20 protein-coding genes and 1 pseudogene are annotated in these 21,002 nt (G+C 55.6%); 8 read left to right on the top strand and 13 right to left on the bottom strand.

The genetic code is table 11. The features are described 5' to 3' along the window. The first annotated feature begins 329 nt into the window (after positions 1 to 329). From ABLV11_RS26425 to tssE, 5 genes are all read left to right on the top strand, one after another. Positions 330 to 596, top strand: coding sequence for a hypothetical protein (locus ABLV11_RS26425; protein WP_049095221.1), 267 nt, complete (start codon positions 330 to 332; stop codon positions 594 to 596). A gap of 88 nt (positions 597 to 684) precedes the next feature. Next, complete coding sequence (gene tssF / locus ABLV11_RS26420; RefSeq protein WP_126489008.1) at positions 685 to 2,445, top strand: type VI secretion system baseplate subunit TssF; 1,761 nt, start codon at positions 685 to 687, stop codon at positions 2,443 to 2,445. Further along, complete coding sequence (gene tssG, locus ABLV11_RS26415) at positions 2,409 to 3,494, top strand: type VI secretion system baseplate subunit TssG (protein ID WP_126489009.1); 1,086 nt, start codon at positions 2,409 to 2,411, stop codon at positions 3,492 to 3,494. Before tssF ends, tssG begins: the two co-directional genes overlap by 37 nt. After that, positions 3,472 to 4,011 (top strand): type VI secretion system lipoprotein TssJ, encoded by a 540-nt coding sequence (tssJ, locus tag ABLV11_RS26410; protein WP_023329601.1) that lies wholly within the window; start codon positions 3,472 to 3,474, stop codon positions 4,009 to 4,011. The genes tssG and tssJ overlap by 23 nt, the downstream gene beginning before the upstream one ends. Then, positions 4,011 to 4,502 carry a type VI secretion system baseplate subunit TssE gene (gene tssE, locus ABLV11_RS26405; RefSeq protein WP_126489010.1) on the top strand — a complete coding sequence of 164 codons (492 nt, stop codon included), beginning with the start codon at positions 4,011 to 4,013 and terminating at the stop codon, positions 4,500 to 4,502. Before tssJ ends, tssE begins: the two co-directional genes overlap by 1 nt. 148 nt (positions 4,503 to 4,650) lie before the next feature. Here tssE and ABLV11_RS26400 read toward each other — a convergent pair whose 3' ends face one another. Together ABLV11_RS26400 and ABLV11_RS26395 are read right to left on the bottom strand one after the other, a co-directional pair. Beyond that, positions 4,651 to 6,330 carry a glycoside hydrolase family 43 protein gene (locus ABLV11_RS26400; protein WP_126489011.1) on the bottom strand — a complete coding sequence of 560 codons (1,680 nt, stop codon included), beginning with the start codon at positions 6,328 to 6,330 and terminating at the stop codon, positions 4,651 to 4,653. Positions 6,331 to 6,385: 55 nt separating this feature from the next. Continuing rightward, complete coding sequence (locus ABLV11_RS26395) at positions 6,386 to 7,825, bottom strand: MFS transporter (protein WP_162098345.1); 1,440 nt, start codon at positions 7,823 to 7,825, stop codon at positions 6,386 to 6,388. Positions 7,826 to 8,864: 1,039 nt separating this feature from the next. Between ABLV11_RS26395 and ABLV11_RS26390 the strand changes: the two are divergent. Then, a pseudogene (locus ABLV11_RS26390) lies at positions 8,865 to 9,229 on the top strand (carbohydrate porin); the annotation flags it as partial. A 64-nt stretch (positions 9,230 to 9,293) separates the two neighbouring features. On the opposite strand, the gene ABLV11_RS26385 reads toward ABLV11_RS26390, so the two are convergent. The 11 genes from ABLV11_RS26385 to ABLV11_RS26335 all read right to left on the bottom strand — a co-directional run bounded on the left by ABLV11_RS26385 (position 9,294) and on the right by ABLV11_RS26335 (position 19,153). Further along, complete coding sequence (locus ABLV11_RS26385; protein ID WP_024274071.1) at positions 9,294 to 10,253, bottom strand: DUF523 and DUF1722 domain-containing protein; 960 nt, start codon at positions 10,251 to 10,253, stop codon at positions 9,294 to 9,296. A gap of 14 nt (positions 10,254 to 10,267) precedes the next feature. Continuing rightward, complete coding sequence (locus ABLV11_RS26380) at positions 10,268 to 10,801, bottom strand: DUF3833 domain-containing protein (protein WP_024274072.1); 534 nt, start codon at positions 10,799 to 10,801, stop codon at positions 10,268 to 10,270. Then, entirely contained in the window at positions 10,798 to 12,021 is a 1,224-nt protein-coding gene (locus tag ABLV11_RS26375) for a cyclopropane-fatty-acyl-phospholipid synthase family protein (protein ID WP_049127900.1), read from the bottom strand. The genes ABLV11_RS26380 and ABLV11_RS26375 overlap by 4 nt, the downstream gene beginning before the upstream one ends. Beyond that, positions 12,018 to 12,740: a DUF1365 domain-containing protein gene (locus ABLV11_RS26370; protein ID WP_004101529.1), complete on the bottom strand. Its 723-nt coding sequence runs from the start codon at positions 12,738 to 12,740 to the stop codon at positions 12,018 to 12,020. Before ABLV11_RS26370 ends, ABLV11_RS26375 begins: the two co-directional genes overlap by 4 nt. Position 12,741: 1 nt before the next feature. Beyond that, positions 12,742 to 14,001 carry an FAD-dependent oxidoreductase gene (locus tag ABLV11_RS26365; protein WP_126489012.1) on the bottom strand — a complete coding sequence of 420 codons (1,260 nt, stop codon included), beginning with the start codon at positions 13,999 to 14,001 and terminating at the stop codon, positions 12,742 to 12,744. Then, positions 13,998 to 14,717, bottom strand: a complete 720-nt coding sequence (locus tag ABLV11_RS26360; RefSeq protein ID WP_126489013.1) for an SDR family NAD(P)-dependent oxidoreductase — start codon at positions 14,715 to 14,717, stop codon at positions 13,998 to 14,000. The genes ABLV11_RS26365 and ABLV11_RS26360 overlap by 4 nt, the downstream gene beginning before the upstream one ends. Then, complete coding sequence (locus ABLV11_RS26355; protein WP_126489014.1) at positions 14,714 to 15,148, bottom strand: nuclear transport factor 2 family protein; 435 nt, start codon at positions 15,146 to 15,148, stop codon at positions 14,714 to 14,716. Before ABLV11_RS26355 ends, ABLV11_RS26360 begins: the two co-directional genes overlap by 4 nt. Positions 15,149 to 15,415: 267 nt before the next feature. Continuing rightward, on the bottom strand, positions 15,416 to 16,144 hold the full coding sequence (locus ABLV11_RS26350; protein ID WP_004101537.1) for a MerR family transcriptional regulator: 729 nt from the start codon (positions 16,142 to 16,144) through the stop codon (positions 15,416 to 15,418). Positions 16,145 to 16,244: 100 nt separating this feature from the next. After that, positions 16,245 to 16,589, bottom strand: coding sequence for a DUF1294 domain-containing protein (locus tag ABLV11_RS26345; RefSeq protein WP_004112538.1), 345 nt, complete (start codon positions 16,587 to 16,589; stop codon positions 16,245 to 16,247). A 98-nt stretch (positions 16,590 to 16,687) separates the two neighbouring features. After that, positions 16,688 to 17,875, bottom strand: coding sequence for an MFS transporter (locus ABLV11_RS26340; protein WP_023320840.1), 1,188 nt, complete (start codon positions 17,873 to 17,875; stop codon positions 16,688 to 16,690). A 141-nt stretch (positions 17,876 to 18,016) separates the two neighbouring features. Continuing rightward, on the bottom strand, positions 18,017 to 19,153 hold the full coding sequence (locus ABLV11_RS26335; protein ID WP_126489015.1) for an alpha/beta hydrolase: 1,137 nt from the start codon (positions 19,151 to 19,153) through the stop codon (positions 18,017 to 18,019). 171 nt (positions 19,154 to 19,324) lie between these two features. On the opposite strand from ABLV11_RS26335, the gene ABLV11_RS26330 reads away from it, so the two are divergent. Both ABLV11_RS26330 and ABLV11_RS26325 read left to right on the top strand, forming a co-directional pair. Beyond that, positions 19,325 to 20,209 carry a LysR family transcriptional regulator gene (locus tag ABLV11_RS26330; RefSeq protein ID WP_004101545.1) on the top strand — a complete coding sequence of 295 codons (885 nt, stop codon included), beginning with the start codon at positions 19,325 to 19,327 and terminating at the stop codon, positions 20,207 to 20,209. A gap of 203 nt (positions 20,210 to 20,412) precedes the next feature. Continuing rightward, positions 20,413 to 20,955, top strand: a complete 543-nt coding sequence (locus ABLV11_RS26325; protein WP_004101547.1) for a GNAT family N-acetyltransferase — start codon at positions 20,413 to 20,415, stop codon at positions 20,953 to 20,955. Positions 20,956 to 21,002 lie beyond the last annotated feature (47 nt).

The raw sequence follows: 21,002 nt of genomic DNA, 5'->3' as shown, positions 1-21,002 counted from the left end.
CGGCGCAGATATTCAGCGCCGGTGTCCCGGCAGCCGGCCGCACGGATGAAGAGGGGTATGACGAGGGGGAGGTGAGTGAATAATGAACCCGGCGGCGGCCAGCCGCGACGATATTTGACGGTCTTAAGACCACTTCGGCGGTGGCTGGATATGACCCCCACCCCCCTCGTATGAAGCTATTGTGTCGGAGACGGGACGCGGCGAAGCAGAACAAATCCGGTTACGGCCGGATAGAGAATTGTTACCTGGCGTACTGAGATCTGTCTTATCGCTCAGAACGGCGGGTAGTGCGTCAGTAATCTGAATATCGACCCATTAAGGAGAGCGCAATGGCGAAAGGGAGTGATTTGATTCGCGTTGACAGAACTACCTGCGGCGGATTTATCTGCCGGTTCACTATGCTGGGCGTACCGGTTGCGCGTGAAATAGACCGGGTAACGGGTGGTCAACATCCGGGCATATACACGATCGCTGGCTCTCTTCCTGGAGACAGTCTTGATGGCCTGGGGTATGCCGGAACGTTGCACAATAAAAGTTCCTGTCCTGGCCCGGTTCGGTTTATCGCCTCAATGATGAACGATACCTATGAGCTGTGATGCTGCTAAAGGTGTATCAGATCGTTCTTCCTTCCCGCGCTTTTAACAAAACGCGTTCATGTTGCTACAAGGCACAGCATAAAATTCTATGGATGACTTAACTCTGCGTTATTTTGACGCCGAAATGCGTTACCTGCGTGAAGCAGGTGAAGAATTCGCCCGCGCCCATCCTGACCGGGCAGCGGCCTTAAATCTCGACAAAGCGGGCGCGCGCGACCCGTATGTGGAACGCCTGTTTGAAGGCTTCGCCTTTCTGATGGGCCGCCTGCGGGAAAAGCTCGACGACGATCTGCCGGAACTGACCGGCGGTCTGGTCAGCATGATCTGGCCACATTACCTGCGTACCATTCCTTCGCTCTCCATTGTCGAATTCACCGCGGACTGGCATGAACTGAAAGAACCTCTACGAATAGAAAAGGGCTTTGGCATACTTTCGCAGCCTATTGGCGAAAAGCGCACCCGTTGCCATTACACCACTACGCAACCGTTGACCCTGCTCCCCTTGTCGCTTGTCCGGGCGGGGATGTCGACGGAAGCGGACGGGCGCTCGCTTATCCGCCTGCGCTTTGAGTGCAGCTCGCTGGCAGACTGGAGCCGCATCGATGTAAGCCGCGTCCCGCTGTATCTGAATGCCGATGCGCCGCTGGCCTGCGCTCTGCATGAGGCGCTGACGCTCCGGGTGGCGAAAACGTATGTTCGCCTCCCCGGCAATGCCGAACGCTGGCCGCTGGATGCCCGTTTTGCCGTCTGCGGTTTCAGTCAGGATGAGGCGCTACTGCCGGAGAGCGGCAGCTTCAGCGGTTATCAGCTGTTGCTGGAGTATTTTTCCTTCCGGGAAAAATTTATGTCGGTGACGCTGCGCGGCCTGGAAAATGTGAATTTCCCTGAGGTTCTGCCGTGGTTTGAAATTGATATCGTGCTGGAGAAACAGTGGCCGCACGAATATGCGCTGTCGGAGAAAAATCTGCGTCTGCACTGCGCGCCGGTGATTAATCTGTTCCCTCTGGAGTCCGATCCGCTGCACCTGGACTCGTTGCAGACCGAATATCTGCTGCGTCCGATGCGTATCCAGGATGGTCATACCGAGATTTATTCCGTGGATTCGGTCACTTCCTCGCGTCATTCCGGCCATCAGACGTATGTGCCCTTTACCAGCTTCCGTCACAAGGGGGGCATGCTGCGCCATGATGCGCCGGAATATTACTATCATACGCGGGTGAAGCCCGGCCCTTCCGGACTGCACGACACCTGGCTGATGCTTGGCGGCGAGGCGTTTGATAACCACAGCGTACCTGAGCATGAAAAGCTATCGCTCAGCCTGACCGGCACTAATGGTCAACTGCCGCGCCGGGCGCTACAGAGCGCGCTGCTGGATACGGTGGTGAAATCCACCGCCACGCCTATCCAGGTGCGCAATCTTTGCGCCCCGACGCTGCCGTGCTATCCGCCGGATCGCGACCGATTTCACTGGCGAGTGCTGAGTCATCTCGGCAGCAGCTTCCTGTGGATGATGGATAACGCCGACGTTCTGCGCGGCGCGCTGGCCCTCTATGACTGGACCGATAACGAGATGAATCGCCGCCGCCTGGAGGCGATTGTTGATGTCAGGCACAGCGAGGTGGAACGTTTTGCGCAGGGCCATTTTCTGCGCGGCGTACAGATTGAGGTGACCCTCGACAGCAGCGGCTTCGCCGGGCACGGCGATATCTGCCTGTTTGGCGAAATGCTGAACCGCTTCTTCGCGCTCTATACCGATATTCATCTGTTCAACCATCTGATTCTGATACTACAACCTGGGGGAGAACGTCTCGAATGGCAGGAGAACCACAACCGCCGTATTCCCGGCTGAGTCCCCGGCTGGAGCGGGAAATCCATCGCATTAACTTCTACCGCTTCTGCCAGTTACTGGAAAAGCGTCACCCGGAAGCCTCCCCGTTGGGCGGTACTCTGAACCCGGCCAGCGATCCGGTACGTTTTCGCCCGCATCCGGGAATGGGCTTCCCGGTTAGTGAGCTAAAAGCGGTGGAATATGATGAGTATCATCCTGATGCGCCGCCGACGGTGCGTACGACGTTTATGGGGCTCTACGGCGTCGACTCACCCCTGCCCACCGCATGGCTCGATGATATCGCCCGACAGCGGGAAGGGCACGAAGCGCAGGAGGCCTTTCTCGATATCTTTAACCAACGCATTCTGACGCAGTTCTATCGCATCTGGCGAAAATATTCGTACCCGGCGACGTTTGAAGCGGGCGGCAGGGACAGCACCTCGCAGAGTCTACTGGGACTTATCGGTCTGGGTATACCGGGTACCGCAAAGCATATCGCCACTCCGACGTCGCGTTTTCTGGCGCTGCTCGGCATCATGCGCCTGCCTGCGCGTACCGAAGAGGGCGTGCAGGCGCTGGTACGGCTGCTGGCTCCCCGCACGCAGGCCCGCGTCACGCCGCACTCTCCGCGCCCGTTTTCCATCAGCCATCCTCTGGGGTTTTACGACAATGACGATTTTCTGCTTGATGGCTATAACGTGCTGGGCGATGAAACGACAGAGGTCAGCAGCCAGCTGTTGATTGCGCTGTATACGGATGATATTGCCGAGACGCAGGGATGGTTACCGGAAGGGCAGCTATATCAGGACTTTGTGGTCCTGCTGCGGGTCTATCTCGGGTGGCGCTATAAGGCGCGGATACAGCTGACCGTTCCTGCTCAGCTACTGGCTGCGCCGGTGCTGGGCGACTCCCCTTTTATGCTCGGCATGACGGGGGTACTGGGTGTGGAGGGGGAAACGATCCCGCCCGATATCCCCGCCGCTTTTACTATTGAGCCAGGCAACTATAACGGAATGCCGTCTGCAACTTTACAACAAGGAAACCAACGTGTTGCGTATCACTTCGATTAAGCGATCTACCTTACTACTTATACCGTTAATGCTGACGGGTTGTGGCCTGACGCAGAAAATTAGCGACGGCACCTCATCGGTAGTGAAATCGGTCTTTTATAAACCGGTAAAAACCCTGCATCTGGACGTGACTGGCCGGGCAGAGCTGAACACCGATGAGCGGGAAAATGCCTCATTCTCCCAGCCGGTGATGGTATGGGTGTACCAGCTCCGGGACCGTAAGGCGTTTGATCAATTGCTCTATCAGCAGCTGGCTTCGGAAGGCGATAATGCAGCCGGAAACGAACTGCTTGCCAGCCATAGCCTGGTGGTGAAACCCGGCGCAGACGCCAGCCTCGACATGCCGATGGATGAAAGAACGCAGTTTATCGCGGTGGTGGGACTGTTTCGGGCGCCGGATATGGTGAGGAATGACTGGAAGCTGGTACTGAGACGCGACGACCTCGATCCGGACAAACCACGCGTTATTGAAGCCAGCCAACATCGTCTGACGCTGCAACCGAAGAAGGATGACTGATGATGGGGGGAACTTCTCTGTATGAAATGCTCTACGGCAATTTTGCCGGAGGGACTGCACTGGACCAGGTGAGCGAAGAAACCCAGGTGATTCTGTCGGTTCTGGATAATATGCAGCGCATTGTTAACTGTCGCGCCGGGACGCTGGCGCATCTTCCGGATTACGGCCTGCCGGATATGACTAAAATTCTGCAGGGTATGCCAGGGACGGCCCATGAACTGATGAGCATCTTGTCGACCGTGTTGCTTAAATATGAGCCCAGGCTAAAGAAAGTGAAGGTGGTTCTGCTGGCGCAGGCGATGGCGGGCGAGCTGCGCTATGGGCTTGATGCTGAGCTGAGGGGTATTGGCCTGGTACGTTATGGTACCGTATTTATGCCCGAGGGAAGGGTGCTTATTCGTCATCTGAAGCAGCAGCATTACCTGGAGGCCTGTTCCGCAATCCAGGCTTTGCAGGCTGGTATCATCAGTTCGTCCAACGCTGAAGCTTGATGAGAACCGGCGGCGGCCCGTGCCCGCCGGGGAATGATGCGCTTTAAAGATGAAAACGCGCCATCGACGCTCTTCTTGCGAGCTGGCGCGGTCCGCCGCGCCAGCTCCGCTTACAGAGACGTTTGGCTACCCCTAACCAGCGGGCCGTTTAATAACTACGTAACTCACTGGCTTCCCAGCTATAAACCTCATTACCAACTAACGAATCGCCAAGTTCCTGATAATCAAAATGATAAAACTCAGCGCTGGCGCCATAGCCGGAGTAGTCGACTGCCGCAAGGCCAACAAACGCTCCGGTAAAGAAACCGCCATAGCTCTGCAAGACATAGTCATCTGAAAGGATAGCGGCATCTAACCTGACCGGGATTTCAGTGAACGCGACGCCATCAAAGCTATATTCATAGCTATACGTTTCCTTCCTGACTTTGCTGCGCAACCAGACATATTCGACATGCTCTGGCACCTTAATGGCATTATCTTTCAGATAGGAAGTATATTTTCCGCGATTATTTTCCCCTATTTCAATGACCCTTCCATTAATTTCATTCCAGGTAACAAACACAAAGCTCCAGTGGCGATCGTTATAGTAATTCGTTAATCCTGCCATTTGCTGGTAGTTGAACGGATCAAATTTTACTTTTACCTGGGCATCAAAATAAAAGGCTTGCCAGCGGCGGGCAATCAGCGACAGATCGTGCGTATTGGCTAAAGAGCCCTGGCCGATTAAGGTGAGTTTTCCGTGTCCGGTAGTACCCATTTTCTCGCTAAAGGGCACCCGCAGCGTATTCCAGTTGGGATCGAGCGTCGGCGTGGTAAAGTCGTCGTGCTGGCTACGATCCTCTGCACTTTCGGTATAAATGGCGTCTTTCGGCCCCTCGACGAACGTTTTACCGCCGTGACCGCCCGCAATACGCGGCCAGCCATCTTCATCCCAGTACACTTTTTGGATCGACGTTTCTCTGCCGAGGGTTGACCAGCCGCGAGGATCGTAGACCGACTCGCCAGGGCGATTCCACGGACGAGCGCAGAGCGAGGCATAGTACCATTCGCCTCCTGGGGTAGAAACTAAGGCGCCATGCCCTTGCTTTTGGATATAGCTGTCTGGCGTATCAACATTCGTTAAGAAGACGTCTCCCGGTTCGGTGGTAAAACTGTTGGCTTCCAGCGTTTTTGAGCGGGCAACCACTTCCTGGTGGGTAAATACGGTCCCTCCCTGAGCGGCAAAAAGATAATAATATCCTTTGAGTTTATAGAGATGCGGCCCTTCAACGAGGCCAACGGCAGTCCCACGATAAATGGTACGCGCGGTTCCTGGCATTAATTTCAGGGTTTTGGTATCCAGTTCGGTTAACGTAATGCCGTCAAAAGGGTGGTGATATTCGCGATGATCCCAGGTTTGCTGCACGATATATTTTCGGCCATCATCATCGTGGAAAAGAGAGGCATCAAAACCCACGCCGTTAAGCTTGACAGGATCGCTCCAGGGGCCGCGAATATCGGTCGCGGTGGTCAGATAGTTAGTCATGTCTTTAAAGGCGCCTTCGGTGACTTTGACATCGGTATACACTAACCAGAATTGACCGTCGGCCCAGGAGAGCGCCGGCGCCCAAATACCGCCGGATGAGGGGTTGCCTTTCATATCCAGCAGGGTGGTCGTTGACAAAGGCGCAGGGAGAAGATTCCAGTGCTCAAGGTCTTTTGACTCATGTAAACGAACGCCAGGAAACCACTCAAATGTAGAATTGGCGATATAGTAAGTGTCCTCGACACGGATAATACTGGGGTCGGCATTAAATCCACGTAAAATAGGGTTTTGAATAAGAGACATATCATTACACCTTTTTTATTTAAAAGTTCCAACTGCGTCAGATTTATATTTTTAACTACACGCGTATCTCATCAAGCTGACGATTGATATCGGTCACGTTTTTGTCCGAGATGGGATAAACCTGGATAATGATCATTGAAATAATCGCCAAAGCAATCGGGATCCAAACTGCGGTCATTATAATCCCCTCGATTGCGCTGGCACTTTGCCGGGCGCCGGTTTCATTGAAGCCATAAACGGCCAGCAACCACAGAGGAATCGCGCCGCCGATAGTAAAGCCAATCTTAAAAAAGAGCCCCATAATAGCGTTAATGATGGCAGCGTTTCGTTTGCCCGACTTTAGTTCGCCATATGCAATCACTTCCGGCACCAGCGCCCACATGAAGCCGGTCGCTGACGTTAAGCCCCACTGTTTAATAAATGTCGCGATGTAAGCAAGCCACAGCGCATCGTGCATACCCTCGCGCGACCAAATATAGGTTAATAATTCACCGACAATGAACATGGCCAGAAAAAGATGGAAGAACCCTTTTTTGCCAAAAATTTTCTTGAGTCGCGGCCAGAAAATGGGGAAAGCAATGCCCGGAATAGAGGCGACCAGGCCAACTGCGCCCATCCATTCTGAATGGCCAACAACGTACTGATTGAAAAAGCCATTTACCGTGTTCATAAAAAACATGAACGTAAAGGCCAGCATAAAGAACAGTCCGAGAATAACCAGCGGGCGATTATGTTTGAGTTCAAGAAAAAGATCGGTGGTTTTGACGTTAGCCGTCTGTTCCGCTGTCGCCACCACACGTTCTTTGGTGAATTTATAGCAGATGAAAAGCGCCACCGCGCCAATCAACATATAAATTGAGTAAACGCCAAACCAGGCATAGTTCGCAGAAGGATCGGTATAGTTACCCAGATTGAGTTCAATACCAAAAAAACCGGTGTCCTTCAGGCTGCGATCTTTAGGCGAAGCCATTTGTACAAACATCGGGAACAGAGTATAGACAAGCAGGTTGGCGCTGTTGGCCAGCATCATTCGCGTACTGGTGAGCTTATCAATCGATTCCGGGTCGCGCGTCAGTGAAGCGTTAAGTGAACCATAAGGAATATTCACGAGCGAATAGACTAAATCCAGCGCCAGATAGATGATAAATGCAAAAGGGACTGAACCGCGGACGCCGGGGATCGGGGCAAAAAGTAAAGCGGAAAGGATCACCAGCGGCACGCCGGCTCTGAGCAGCCAGGGACGGTATTTCCCGGCGTTCGATGTTCTCTTATCAACGAAAGTTCCCACCATCGGATCCCAAAAGACATTGATGATGCGGACAAAAAGAAATATAAACCCTGCCGTTGCTGTACTGATGGTATTGACTGTCAGCATGTGCAGTGCAAGAAAACCGCCAATTGTGCCAAAAACCAGGTTTTGAGCAAAGTCGCCCATCCCATAACCAATACGTTCCCCGCGAGTTAATTTATGATATTCGTCATGGCGACTTTGCATTATGTTTTTACCCATGCTGAGCAGACTCCGGCTTGTTGTGTAGATGTGTAACACTTTCTGACATAAATGATCTCGAAGAATCTATTACGTTTTTAAATTAATTTATTATGTTTTTTTACTTTTGTGATCATCAAAGCAAAGGCAACTCCAGAGTATGTTGAGTCGCTACACAAAAATGCTATTCCGCCTGCGTTGGGATTTTCTAAAGCCACCATTTTATCCCTTACAACTTGCATTCCTGAATAAAATGTACGCCAGATATCTCCCCGAGTGTTAAATATATAAAGCTGTTATTTGCGAGATGGCTCACATTTGGGGCTTTTCTTGATCGCTGAGTGAAATAACGTAATTCAATGACCGGGCAGGAGAATAGAGGATGTGTCACAATTATTAATTTACTTTTCCCTTGATTTTGGCGTTTAGCATGCAACGGTATTTTGCGAAGGGCACGGTCAGCGTTTTTACCACCAGCGCGGCGCTGTCGCAGTCGAGTCGTTACGGTGTTCCGGGCGGTAGCGCAGGTTAATATGTCCATCTCTGCCGGCGGGTGGTTGGCCGATCCGCAAGCCTTGTGGACGCTTGCGCTGCAATAAAGGCATGCAGTCGAAAAGGAGAGGGCCGGGACAATAACGTTATTACCCATACTGTTTTGCATATATGAAGCCGATGAAGACTTGCCGGGTATATGCCACAATAATCGTAAGGATATATCTGCAGGGTTTTCCTGATACCCTATGAAAAATAGCTGGGGGCTGTTGGAATAAGGATATACGTTCCGTCGCAAATGCCAGAGCCGTTACTGAGTTCACTGCTGGTCCGCGAATTATCCTTAGGGTGGATTTATGCGGATTAGCGTTAATGATGACTCGTTTATTAGGGAGGTGCGACAACCCGAATAGTGAAAAAACCTCACTGGCCGGACAAAATAAAAATTAAATTGTTCTCATGATAGCGACATATTCTGCCTGCCCGGAATGGGATTGTTATTATCTGAATAAGATTAACCTGTCTTGAGATAAACATGACAATGATAAAAAACTTCCATCAACGATGGCGGTTATCGCCGCTGGCCTTCCGCGACTATGACAACGGCAAGGACACTAGCGACAACCGTAAAACGATGGTGCCATCGTGCGGCCAGTGTACTTCTGGAACGATGTGCATTCGGCCTGGCTGGAAGCAAGCTATCAGCGCGTCGAGTACGATCGGGGCGGCGATAACCAAGGCTGGAAGCTGTCGCTGTCGCAAAACATCGCCATTGGCACGGGGGCGGAGAGCCACCCGATGCTGCGATTCTACGTTCCCGGCGGCCGGGTGGACAATAAGCACATCGCCAAAGTGAACGACAGCAGCGTCGAACGGCTGCATTCGTTAAACGTCGGCGGGATGTTTGAGGCGTGGTTCCAGGTCTGTCGGCATCTACGCGAACAGGCTGGCCTGCGCCGGCCTGTTCGCGGGTTCTGTAGACTTAATTCACCGTCAGGCGCAGGGCCAGATCCTGCGGATAGGGATCAAAGTAGTTCTGCGTCTGCAGGTAACGATCCGGGTATTCCGCCAGATAGTGCTTAAGCAGCGTTAGCGGTGCGAGGATCGGCAGCAGTCCGGAGCGATAGTTAAGGATCACGTCGCGTAACTCGCCGCGCTGGCGGCTGTTCAGCTGGTTACGGAAGTAGCCCTGAATATGCATCAGTACGTTGGTGTGATTTTTACGCGAGGCGGGCTTTTTCAGGATCGCCATCAATTTGTCGCGGTACGCCACAAAGAAAGCCTCCAGATCCTCCCATTCATGCAGCGAGGCAACGAACGGGCCAATTTCCCGGTAACCCGCCTGATGGTGAGCCAGCAGCTGAAGCTTATAGCGGCTATGGAAATCCAGCAGCCCACGGCGCGTCAGGCCACTTTTGTGCAAGCAGTTGAGCTCGTGCAGGGCAAAAACTCTTTCGACAAAATTCTCACGCAGCGCCGGATCGTGCAGGCGGCCGTCCTCTTCTACCGGTAGCCAGGGATATTTCTCCAGCAGCGCGGCGGTAAATAACCCTGTGCCTTCTTTACGTCCGCGATTGCCCTTATCATCATACAGCCGCACGCGCTCCATACCGCAGCTAGGTGATTTGGCGCAGACGATAAATCCCGACAGTTCGCCCAGCGTCGTAAGGTGGGCGCTGGCAAAATCGGCCATTTTCTCCGTTACGTCGTCGTGCGGAGCATGGGTGAAGCGCATGCGGATATCCCCTTCGCGAGTTTGGACCAGCCGCAGCGCAGGCCGGGGAACGGGCAGGCCGATCGCCATCTCCGGACAGACGGGCTTAAACGCGACCCATTGCGCCAGCTCATCCATCACGAATCCCATTCGCTTATGCCCGCCGTCGAATCGCACGGCCGCACCGGTCAAACATCCGCTGATCCCAATCAAAGGTTGTGTGCTCATGGCATAATCCTCTTTTATTGTGCTGTCCGGGTGAAGAAAAGGGTGACGGTGGCGACGGTAACGCCAAATTTCTTCATCTCCGTTTTGTTGAACAGATGCACGCCGTCCTGCAGGAACATCCAGTCGTCGAAATCGAGTCGCCAGCGGCTACCCTCGGCTTTTACGTTCATGCTGTAGCGCCAGTGAAAAGCGTTGCCCGATGCCTGGCCAAGCGCCACGCCGGTAATATCGCCAGCGGTGCCTTGATAACGGTTGTCGCCGGTGCGGCGAATGCGCCATACCCGCTGCTGCTTTTCGCCATCATCGTAGACAAAGCGTTCATGTAGCGTCAGCGTGTCGCCAACAACCTCACCGTCAATCTCAACATGAAAGCGGCGTAGCTGCTTGCCATGGCGATCCTGCACCATCCCCCATGCTTCGGTTTTACCCTGAAAATAGTGGAAGATATCCAGCGCCGGCTGCTGCTGTCGATAATCGGTCACTTCGGCGCTGCAGCCCGCCAGCGCCAGCATCAGCAGCGCGAGGCCAAGGGTCAAAATGCGTTTCATGATGTTCGCTCCGCGGTGAGCTGCACGACGCTGATGGTGCGGGCGTTAAATCCGGCCTCACAGTAGCCGAAGTAATAAAGCCACATGCGGCGGAAACGTTCATCAAAGCCGAGCTTCTCGATATCCTGCCAGGCGTGGAGAAAACGCTGCCGCCAGTGGGCCAGGGTACGGGCGTAGTCCGGGCCCATATCGAACAGATCGCGCATCACAAAATCGGTATGGCGCGTCATCAGTTCGTTCATCACTGTAATGCTGGGCAAAAATCCGCCCGGAAAGATATAGCGCTGAATAAAATCCACGCTTTTGCTGTAGCCGCGATAGCGCTGGTCCTGGATGGTGATTGCCTGGATCGCCATCCTGCCGCCCGGACGCAAGCGCGCCTGACAGGTGCGGAAAAAAGCCGGCAGATAGCGTTGGCCCACGGCCTCAATCATCTCCACCGACAGCAGCTTGTCGTACTGGCCGGTAAGATCGCGATAATCGCAGAGCAGCACGTCGACGCGATCCTGAAGCCCGGCGCGGGCAATCCGCGCTTTGGCCCACTGAAACTGTTCCTGCGACAGGGTGGTGGTGGTGACCCGACAGCCGTAATGGCGAGCGGCGAATTCGGCCATTGCTCCCCAGCCGGTACCGATCTCCAGCAAATGATCGCCGGGCGTAAGCGCCAGACGCTCGCACAGGCGCGCCATTTTGGCCCGCTGGGCCTGGGTGAGATCCTGACCGTCATCGGTAAACAGCGCGCTGGAGTAGAGGAGCTCGTCGTCAAGAAAGCGGGTGTAAAAGTCGTTGCCCAGATCGTAATGGGCGGCGATATTCTCCTTCGCCTGCGCGCGCGAGTTGCGGCGCGTCCAGTGGCGCAGTCGTTCTACGGGCTTGCCCAGTAGCCGGAAGCCGCGCTCCAGCCGTCCCAGCACCTGGCCGTTGCGCGCCAGGATCTGCAGCAACTGCGTCAACTGCTGGCTCTCCCATTCTCCGTCCATCCAGGCCTCCGCCGCGGCAAGGCTGCCGCCAGTGAGTAAGCGCCAGTAGACGCCCGCGGAGAGGACCTGCGCGTCGGCGCGTAACGTCGCGGCGGGGTCGCCAAAGTGAAAGGTCTGCGCCCCTTCGCGAACGGTGAGCGAGCCTTCACGAATGCCGCTCAACAGACGAAAGAGCAACCAGCGCGCGATACGCACGTTGCGCGGGATATCGGGCTCAAGCGCAAAAACGGGATCGGTCATGAGCGTTCACTCCTGCTGACAGGATGATTGTACAGCGGCACGCGCTTGAGCCACAGCCGTAGCGCCTGCCAGTAAATCGCGAGAACGGTTTTCAGCGTCATCAGCGGAATGCGCAGCAGCAGCCCTCGCAGGTTGGCCCGGGTTAAGGGTTCACGGCTCAGGGCCAGCGTGGCATCGAAGACTTTTGCCGTCTGATGGTTCTCAATATGCATATGCAGCGTTTTACCGGGCCGGTTGAATCGCCAGTGATAGACCATGTCCATCGGGTTAAACGGCGAGACGTGAAATGCCTTATCCAGCGGACGCGTCCGTTGGCCGTCCACGGCGTAGTAATGCCGTTCATTCCACGGCGTGTTGCGCACTTCTGCCAGTACCCAGCGCAGGGCGCCTGCGCCGTCATAGCAGTAGTAAAAGTTGACCGGGTTAAAATGAAAGCCCAGATAGCGCAGCTGGGTCAGCAGCATAACGCGGCCATCCGGACGCGCGCCGGTCAGGCTTTCCAGCCGATTCAGAACCTGCGCTTTCAGCGGCGTACCCAGCGGGTAATCCGCATCGTAAAAAGAGGCGGCAGCAAAACTATTGCGGCGGATACCCACTTCACTGAGCAGGTCCAGTTCATCCAGATCGAGCCAGGCCATGAAGATGCGATAGCGAAAATGGTGTGCTTTCGGCTGGAGACGGCGGTGGCGTAATACCCCTTCATACAGGCAGCTGTTCATTTCAGCGATTCTCCGTCGCGGCGATGCCGTTGACCACATCGAGGGCGCTGCGCACGCCATCTTCATGGAAGCCGTTATACCAGTACGCGCCGCAGAACCAGCTCCGCTGGCGGCCGTTGATCTCCTCGCGCCGCAGCTGAGCCGACCCGCTTTGTGGATTAAACAACGGATGTTCATAGACCATACGTTTCCAGACGAAGCGCGGGTCCACCGGCGTCGGCGGATTGAGGGTGACGCAGAACAGTGGGGCGTCGGCAGGCAGGCCCTGAAGAATATTCATGTTGTAGGTGACGCAGGCGCTGGCCTGATCCTGCTCGCTCAGGCGATAGTTCCAGCTGGCCCAGGCGCGCTTACGCACCGGCAGCCAGCGGGGATCGCTGTGCAGAACCACCTCGTTGCGCTGCCAGCCGATATCGCCCAGAATCTCGCGTTCGGCGACGGTGGGTTCCGCCAGCATGGCCAGCGCATCGGCCGAATGGCAGGCGAAGATCGCCTGATCGAAATGCTCCTCTCCCGTTGCCAGTTGCAACGTCACGCCATCCTGACCGCGGATAACGTTTTGCACCGGCGTATTGAGGCGGAGGCTCAGGCGATCGCCAGACCGGACAAGCAGGGCGCGGACGTATTCGCGCGAGCCGCCGGGCACCACGTACCACTGCGGACGCTGGCGGATATCCAGCAGGCCGTGATTATCAAAGAAGCGTAAGAACAGCGCCAGCGGGAAGCGACGCATCTCCTGTAGCGACGAAGACCAGATAGCGGCCCCCATCGGCAGAATGTAGTGGCGCGCAAAAAAAGGGCTAAAGCGGTGGCGCTCGAGGAAGGTCTGTAGCGTGGCGGCCGGGTCGAACGCGCCTCCCAGAGCCTGCTTCGCCAGCCGATTAAAACGGACGATTTCTCTCAGCAGCCCCCAGAAGGCCGGCTTAAGCAGATTGCGTCGCTGGGCGAAAAGCGAACTCAGGCTATGACCGTTATACTCCAGGCTACTCTGCGGGTTATGGACCGAAAAGCTCATCTGCGTTTTTTGGCCGCGGATCCCCAGCTCGCTCAGCAGGCCGATAAAGTGCGGATAGGTGCGATCGTTATACACAATGAATCCGGTATCGATGGCCCACGTACCCTGCGGCGTGGCGATATCCACCGTGGCGGTGTGCCCTCCCGGCGTGGATGCAGCTTCGAACAGGGTTACCTGGTGTTGCGCGGCAAGACGCCATGCGCAGGTCAGCCCGGCAATCCCGCTACCAATAATCGCGATTTTCATGACCGTACCATCCTGCGTAACAGCTTGCGTTGAAGACTTTCAGGAAGCCCGGCCAGCAGGCGCAGAAGCAGACAAAAGCCAGTCGGGAAGGCGATACGATCGTGACCTTTCGCCAGGCCGCGGCGAATGGCTTTCACCGCCTGCTCCACGCTCACCTGTCCAGGCATTGAAAAATCGTTCTGACGCGTTAGTGGGGTATCAACAAACCCTGGCGAAACGACCGTGACGGCGATCCCTCGTGGCTCCCAGTCCAGGCGCAGACTGTTGGCAAACCAGGTCAGCGCCGCTTTCGATGCGCCATAGGCCTCGGCCCGTGGAAAGGGCAGCCAGTGCGCCATCGAGCTCACCAGCACCACGCGATTCCCGGCTGACAGCTGCGACTGAAGCGCTGCCAGGCAGTTCACCGGCCCGAGAAAATTGGTGGTGATGACTCTTTCAACCAGCCTTGCATCAACCATGCCGCGATCGAGGTATTCGCAGGTCCCGGCGCAGAGAATGACCCAATCGGCGCGGCAGTTAGCGAGCGTCTGGCGACAGGCATCCCTGTCCGTCATATCGAATGAGAGAATGCGGATGTTGGGGCTGTGCTGCTGTAGCGCCGCCAGACGAGACGGATCGCGGCCGCAGGCAATGACAAGATGACCATCCGCAGCAAAGGATCTGGCGAGCCCGGCGCCAATGCCGGAGCTGGCGCCGGTGATCAGAACAGTCATCATTTCCGCACCCTCCGCTTGACGCCGCGCACCGCCGATCCCAGCAGGGGAAGATGTTCATACAGCATCTCTCCGGCGTCGTAGTAGTCACGCTGATGAATAATGCGTTCGTCCTCAATGGTGACCGTTGAACATCCCGCAAGCTCTAGCGCCGCTCCGCCGGCAAGTCGCGGATGCGACCAGTGCATGGTCCAGGCGACGGCAAAGCGTTGACCGGCGCAGAGCGGGGCATCGAGGGTGAAATGGCAGTGATCCACGTTAGCCAGCAGGTGTGAAAGGTAATCCTGGATTGCGGCCAGTCCCTGATGTTGGCCAAAAGGATCGATCAGCACGGCATGGGCATGGTACAGCTCGGCCAGCGCTGAGGGCGGCTGGGTATCCAGCGTGGCATAGTACGCGCTAAAACGACTGATGGCGGACGACGAGGGACGCATAGGTCACTTCCTGAGTAAACAATGTAGCATAGTTAAAACTTACACAATTAATAATATTTGTCCAAGTTTTGGTGAAAATATTTTTTATTGTTGTTATTTATCATGTGGTTATTATTGAAACTTTGATGCGTGGTTCTGGAGGCGTTAGCGAGAAAAGAGGCGTCTGCGAGCGGGTGCGAAAAAGTTGCACGAAAAAGCAAAGGGGGATTTTTGTTGGGGCGATACTGAGGGACCTGTTCGCTGCGCCACGGGGTGTGGCGCATGCCATTACAGCGCGACAATCTCCAGCGAGACAACCTGCTGCTGCCAGCGTTCAATCTGCCTCTGCCGGGCAGGCGAGAGTTTACCGGTCGTCACCAGCAGCCATTTGCGTTCTGGCAGGATCTCCGGTGCAAGGGTTGCGGGAGGGGTGGGAAGGACGTCGATGCGGTGACCCTTGCCGGTGCGCTTGAGCGCTTCAAGCCAGATTTCGCAGGCGTCCGTCAGGTGCCAGCCGGTGATCAGATAGTTATCGCCGGGCGCTTTTTTGTCCCCTTCGAGGCAAAAGGAGGTATAGGCGATAATGATGCCATCGAGGATTTCGCGCAGCGTCATGATTGCCGGGACATTGGCGGAAACCTGGCTACGCAGCGGGCGCAGCACTTCGGTGACCAGCTCGGGGCGGGGATATTCACGACCGGCGTCGTAAATCAGCTGGCGCAGTGATTCGATTTTTCCCTCTTTCAGTCGCTGCAGCATGCTTTCCTGCAAGGTGAGCCAGTTATTTGTCCGTCGCGCGCCGGGACGGGCCAGCAGGGGCTTGACCTGGCTGACCGGCACCCCTTTTTTGACCCAGTCGAGAATTTTGAGCGCCTGCTGAATATCGTCATCGCTGTACAGACGATGGCCGCCATCGGTACGCTGTGGCTTAAGGAGGCCGTAGCGACGCTGCCAGGCGCGAAGCGTGGTCGCGTTAATGCCGCAAAGCTGCGCAAATTCACCGATGGAGTAGGTCATAAGGTACACCTGATAATCAACAATACTCTCAATAATATACTACGAATAGCGGCGGGTTGAATGGCTTGCCCCGTTTACCCGCCGCCAGCGTTGCCATCGCTCAGTGAGCGGAAAAAGCATACAACCCATAAATCGCCGCCATCCCTGCGATGCTGACCATCGTACTGATGACGAACCAGGTCCTGAACGGCTGCTTCTGCGTTTTATGGCGGAACAGCCTTTGGCCCGCTATGGCTCCAGCCCAGCCGCCCAACAGGCCAAATGACAGTAAAGTGGCCTCGGGCACTCTACGCCAGGCCCTGCGCGCCGCCATTTTATCCACGCCATAAATCACCAGCGTCAGTACGTTAATCAGCAGCAGCCAGACAGCAAAGGGCCAGGAGGTAAAAAAGCTACCGATCGCTGCGAAGATCAGTAGCAGCCAGCAACACCGGTTGAGATGCATAATATGAGCCGCGGTTATTTTTCAGCGTGAATGCAAGCCGCATTATACGCATTACCCGCGACGAGAAAACTCCGCTGCTCGTATCGGATTCCGTGAGCTTATTTCGCCGGTTGACGGCTGGTGAGCAAAGTCATACCGACCGCGGCAAGCAGCAAAATGCCGCTTAAGCCAAACGCGCTTTGCCACCCCAGGCGGTCGAATGCCCAACCTCCAGCAGTTGAACCCAGCGCGATCGACAGCTGAATGACGGCGACCATCAGGCCGCCACCCGCCTCGGCATCATTGGGCAGGGTCCGCGCTATCCAGGTCCACCAGCCGGTTGGCGCCGCCGTCGCCAGCATTCCCCATAAGCTTAACAGTACGGCAACGGGCCAGACGTGGTGGCCGACCAGAAGCAGCGTTGCGGCAATCGCCGCCATCAGCAACGGGAGGGTGATTAAGGTCTGATAAAACCGGGCGTTGAGGAGCGTCGAAACGCACAGAGTGCCGATAAAACCCGCGACGCCGATAGCGAGCAGAATCAGTGACAGACCTGAGGCGCTGATATGGGTTACCGTTTCCAAAAATGGCCGCACGTAGGTAAATAAGGCAAACTGGCCCATAAAGAAAAGTCCGCAGGCCAGCAGGCCGATGGCGACGATGGGGCGGCTGAACAGACGAAGCAAAGCACCGCGTGGCCGACTCGCTGTGGCGCTTTCCATCGCTGGCAGGCTGACGCACTGCCAGATGAATGCAGCTATCGCCAGCGGCACGAGGCAGAAAAAAGCGCCGCGCCAGCCGACGGTGGCTCCCAGGTAGCTGCCAAGCGGCGCCGCTACGACGGTTGCCAGCGCGTTACCGCCGTTGAAAATCGCCAGCGCACGGGGAACCTGGTGCGCCGGCACCAGTCTGATAGCGGTGGCCGCCGACATGGACCAGAAGCCACCGATAACGACGCCAATCAGGGCTCTTCCCGCCATATAAACCGCATAGTTGTGGGCGAGGGCAACAATCATTCCCGACGCCGCCATCAGCACCGTCAGCCCCAGCAGGAGATATTTACGATTCAGACTGCCGGCAAGGTCAGAGATGGTCAGGCTGGTCAGCACCGCCAGGGCGCCGGAAATCGCAATGCCCTGGCCTGCCAGCCCCTCGGTGATATTTAACTCTCTGGCAATCGGCGTCAGCAGGCTGACCGGCAGAAATTCGGAAGCGATAAGGACAAAAACGCACAGCGTCATGGCAAAGACGCCGCCCCAGTGGGCGGGGGGTTGAGGGTGTGGTGTATTACGACTCAATATGGACATGATGGACATCTCTGGATATTTTTTCGGCCAGATTCAGGCCCTGCCGCAAAGGACGCCTGGCATGGAATAGCGGCAAAAAAGGCGGTGAAAAGTCATGGGCGCGAGGGTCAGCCGCCCGCAAAGACGGGCGGCTCGGGGGCGTTATCTCAGGCTGGTTTTGAAGAACTGTTCAAATCTGGCAAACGGGATTTTACCGGCCGCATTATCATACAGATCGACATGGTTCGCGCCGGGGACAATGACCAGCTCTTTCTCTTTACTGCCGATAGCCTTGAAAGCGTCTTCGGCAAAATAGCGTGAGTGGGCATTTTCACCGGTTACGATCAGCGTCGGGATGGTGACTTCATTGGCATAGCTCAGCAGCGGCATATTCATAAACGACAGCGGCATGGTCGCGTTCCACGCGCCGGTTGAGTTGACGGAGCGGGCGTGGAAACCGCGCGGCATGCGGTAATAATCAAAGAACTCTTTCAATACCGGGTTCGGGTTGGCTGGCAGGGTTTCCGGCAGGATACGATCGCCCGCGCTGGCGTTGCCTTTCTCATCGACATAAATGTCATGTCCGCCCGGTGCGAAGGTACCGTTTTCCGCATCTTTCCAGCGCTGCGCGTTCAGATATTGCAGTACGGCGCGGCGATCGGCGGTGGTATAACGATCTTTACCGTCGCCAACGCCATGGCCCATCGCGCGGCTCATATCGTACATAACGCTGGTGGCCACCGCTTTGACGCGGGTATCCATCGCGGCATCGTTCAGCGCCATGCCGCCCCAGCCGCAGATGCCGAGCAGGCCGATTCGGTTGCGATCCACTTCGTTTTGCAATCCTAAAAAATCCACCGCCGCGCTGAAATCCTCAGTATTGATATCCGGCGAGGCGACGTTACGCGGATGACCGCCGCTTTCCCCCGTGTACGAAGGATCGAAGGCGAGGGTGACAAAGCCCTGTTCTGCCAGGGTCTGGGCATACAGCCCGCTGGACTGCTCTTTCACCGCGCCGAAGGGGCCGCTTACGGCAATCGCCGCCAGCTTGCGCTCGCCGCGATCTTTAGGGATGTAGAGATCGCCGACCTGGGTGATCCCGTAGCGGTTCTGGAAGGTCACCTTGCGGTGATCGACTTTCGCGCTTTTCGTAAAGGTTTTGTCCCAGGTTTCGATCAGCGAAACGGGCGCGTTCGGATTGGTTGTATCGGCATAGCTCATGGTTGTTACTCCACTTAATGATGCGCATAGCAGCATGGCTGGCATGACGGCCGTCAGTTTTCTGGTGAACGCTTTCATCAATATTTCCCCTAAAACAGGTTCCTGATACAGGTTTCATACGGACAACGCTGCTGTGCTTTGTTGCAGTGCGCTGATTATAGTTAGCAGTCAGAGTGCTGATTAGCGGGGGGAAAGTGCTAAGATTCATATCAAATTGTGATAAATAGCGAAACGGTAGCGGGGAGAATGATGGCGAGGCGGGAAAACTATAACGATCTTTACCTGTTCATGCTGGTGGTGCGGGAAGGGAGCTTTACCGCCGCCGCGCAGCGGCTTGGGCTGGCGCAATCCGGCGTCAGCCGCGCCGTACGCGAACTTGAAGAAAGGCTCGGCGTACAGCTTCTGGTGCGCACGACCCGTAAACTTTCACTTACCCAGGCCGGCGAGCAGCTCTATCGAACGGTAGAAGCGGGCTTTGATGCATTGGATTCGGGGCTTTCCACTCTGGCGTATTATCGCAACACGCCTTCCGGCACCGTCCGCATTAACGCCAGCCAGCACGCGATTGATAAAGTCCTTCTGCCGAAGCTGGCGGTGTTCAAGCAGCGCTATCCTGATATCCGGCTGGAACTTATTAGCGAAAGTCGGTTTGTCGATATTATTGCAGAGCGGTTTGATGCCGGGGTGCGTCTTGGGCCGGAGGTCGGCGGCGGCATGGTCGCAGTGCGCATTTCGCCCGATATGGAGATGGCCGTTGTCGGCACGCCCGAGCATTTTCGCCGCTACGGTTTCCCGCAAACGCCAGCTGATCTGGTCGTCCATCCCTGTATCGCTTACCAGTTTGGCGACGGTAGCCTTTACGCCTGGGAGCTGAATGAGCAGGGTAAAAAAATTACCCACCGGCCTCAGGGGCAGTGGGCTTTTGCCGACAGCTATATGGAAGCGAAAGCCGCCCGTCTGGGACTGGGCCTGGCCTATGTTCCGCAGGAGCTGGTCGCCGACGACCTGGAGCGGGGCGCGCTTATCAGAGTCCTGCAGCGTTACAGCCAGCGGCTGGAAGGCTCTTTTCTCTATTATCCTCATCGCAACGTCTCCCCCGCGCTGCGGGCGGTGATAGATACATTGCGAACTTGAGCAGGTACGAGGATGCCTGATACGGGAGACGGGCACGAGGAGAGGAGCGGTGCCCGTGGCGGTCAGTGACCGGCGCAGCGCCGAATGCGAAGTTATTAGAGAAATAAGGGTATGTGGTTTTGATGTTAAATGTTATGGTTGTATTTGTTAATTTTTGCGCCAGTTCCTATAATCATCGCCCAACATGTTAGTAGGGCTAAGCGATGAAGTTATTATCTACGGAGCGCACCGATATCTGTTTACTGGCGCCCGATCATGCACGGCATTTACAGGATTATTTGCTGGAAAACCGTTCTCACCTTGCGCCATTCGAACCCTTGCGAAATGACGACTATTTTACGTTAGACACTATTGCGCAAAGAATCAGCAGCGCGCGCAGAGAGTATGACGAAAAACGTAGCCTGATGCTGGTTTTCACCCTCAAAAATGAACCGCAAATCATCGGCAGTATCAACTTCACTAACTTTGTCTTCGGCGTTTTTCAGGCATGCTATCTGGGCTTTTCCCTCGATCGCGCCTGCCAGGGAAAGGGCCTGATGCGCGAAGCGTTAGAGCAGGCGATTCGGTACGTGCGTGAGAATTACGGGATACACAGGATCATGGCCAATCATCTGCCTGATAACGTGCGGAGCAGCAATACCCTTAAAAGTCTGGGTTTTGTGCAAGAGGGCTATGCGCACTCTTATCTGAAAATTAATGGTATCTGGCAGGATCACGTCCTGAACGCATTAATCTTTCCGGAATGAGTATCCGCTGTCGTGCCGCCGCCAGCCATCGCAGAGCCTATGGCCTG

The sequence above is a fragment of the Klebsiella sp. GW_Kp181 genome (assembly GCF_040062315.1).
GTDB lineage: Bacteria > Pseudomonadota > Gammaproteobacteria > Enterobacterales > Enterobacteriaceae > Klebsiella > Klebsiella oxytoca.
Note: the sequence above shows the minus strand (reverse complement) of the source record. Positions and strands in the feature narration are given on the sequence as shown.

Excerpts from the sequence above, each read along its gene's own strand:
- ABLV11_RS26330 (WP_004101545.1), top strand. The coding sequence starts at position 19,325 with ATGGCGAGGCGGGAAAACTATAACGATCTTTACCTGTTCATGCTGGTG.
- ABLV11_RS26380 (WP_024274072.1), bottom strand. The coding sequence starts at position 10,801 with ATGAAACGCATTTTGACCCTTGGCCTCGCGCTGCTGATGCTGGCGCTG.
- ABLV11_RS26395 (WP_162098345.1), bottom strand. The coding sequence starts at position 7,825 with ATGCAAAGTCGCCATGACGAATATCATAAATTAACTCGCGGGGAACGT.
- ABLV11_RS26325 (WP_004101547.1), top strand. The coding sequence starts at position 20,413 with ATGAAGTTATTATCTACGGAGCGCACCGATATCTGTTTACTGGCGCCC.
- ABLV11_RS26345 (WP_004112538.1), bottom strand. The coding sequence starts at position 16,589 with ATGCATCTCAACCGGTGTTGCTGGCTGCTACTGATCTTCGCAGCGATC.
- ABLV11_RS26335 (WP_126489015.1), bottom strand. The coding sequence starts at position 19,153 with ATGAAAGCGTTCACCAGAAAACTGACGGCCGTCATGCCAGCCATGCTG.
- ABLV11_RS26425 (WP_049095221.1), top strand. The coding sequence starts at position 330 with ATGGCGAAAGGGAGTGATTTGATTCGCGTTGACAGAACTACCTGCGGC.
- ABLV11_RS26370 (WP_004101529.1), bottom strand. The coding sequence starts at position 12,740 with ATGAACAGCTGCCTGTATGAAGGGGTATTACGCCACCGCCGTCTCCAG.
- ABLV11_RS26350 (WP_004101537.1), bottom strand. The coding sequence starts at position 16,144 with ATGACCTACTCCATCGGTGAATTTGCGCAGCTTTGCGGCATTAACGCG.
- tssG (WP_126489009.1), top strand. The coding sequence starts at position 2,409 with ATGGCAGGAGAACCACAACCGCCGTATTCCCGGCTGAGTCCCCGGCTG.
- tssE (WP_126489010.1), top strand. The coding sequence starts at position 4,011 with ATGATGGGGGGAACTTCTCTGTATGAAATGCTCTACGGCAATTTTGCC.
- ABLV11_RS26355 (WP_126489014.1), bottom strand. The coding sequence starts at position 15,148 with ATGCGTCCCTCGTCGTCCGCCATCAGTCGTTTTAGCGCGTACTATGCC.
- ABLV11_RS26340 (WP_023320840.1), bottom strand. The coding sequence starts at position 17,875 with ATGTCCATATTGAGTCGTAATACACCACACCCTCAACCCCCCGCCCAC.
- ABLV11_RS26400 (WP_126489011.1), bottom strand. The coding sequence starts at position 6,330 with ATGTCTCTTATTCAAAACCCTATTTTACGTGGATTTAATGCCGACCCC.
- ABLV11_RS26365 (WP_126489012.1), bottom strand. The coding sequence starts at position 14,001 with ATGAAAATCGCGATTATTGGTAGCGGGATTGCCGGGCTGACCTGCGCA.
- ABLV11_RS26385 (WP_024274071.1), bottom strand. The coding sequence starts at position 10,253 with ATGAGCACACAACCTTTGATTGGGATCAGCGGATGTTTGACCGGTGCG.
- ABLV11_RS26375 (WP_049127900.1), bottom strand. The coding sequence starts at position 12,021 with ATGACCGATCCCGTTTTTGCGCTTGAGCCCGATATCCCGCGCAACGTG.
- tssF (WP_126489008.1), top strand. The coding sequence starts at position 685 with ATGGATGACTTAACTCTGCGTTATTTTGACGCCGAAATGCGTTACCTG.
- ABLV11_RS26360 (WP_126489013.1), bottom strand. The coding sequence starts at position 14,717 with ATGATGACTGTTCTGATCACCGGCGCCAGCTCCGGCATTGGCGCCGGG.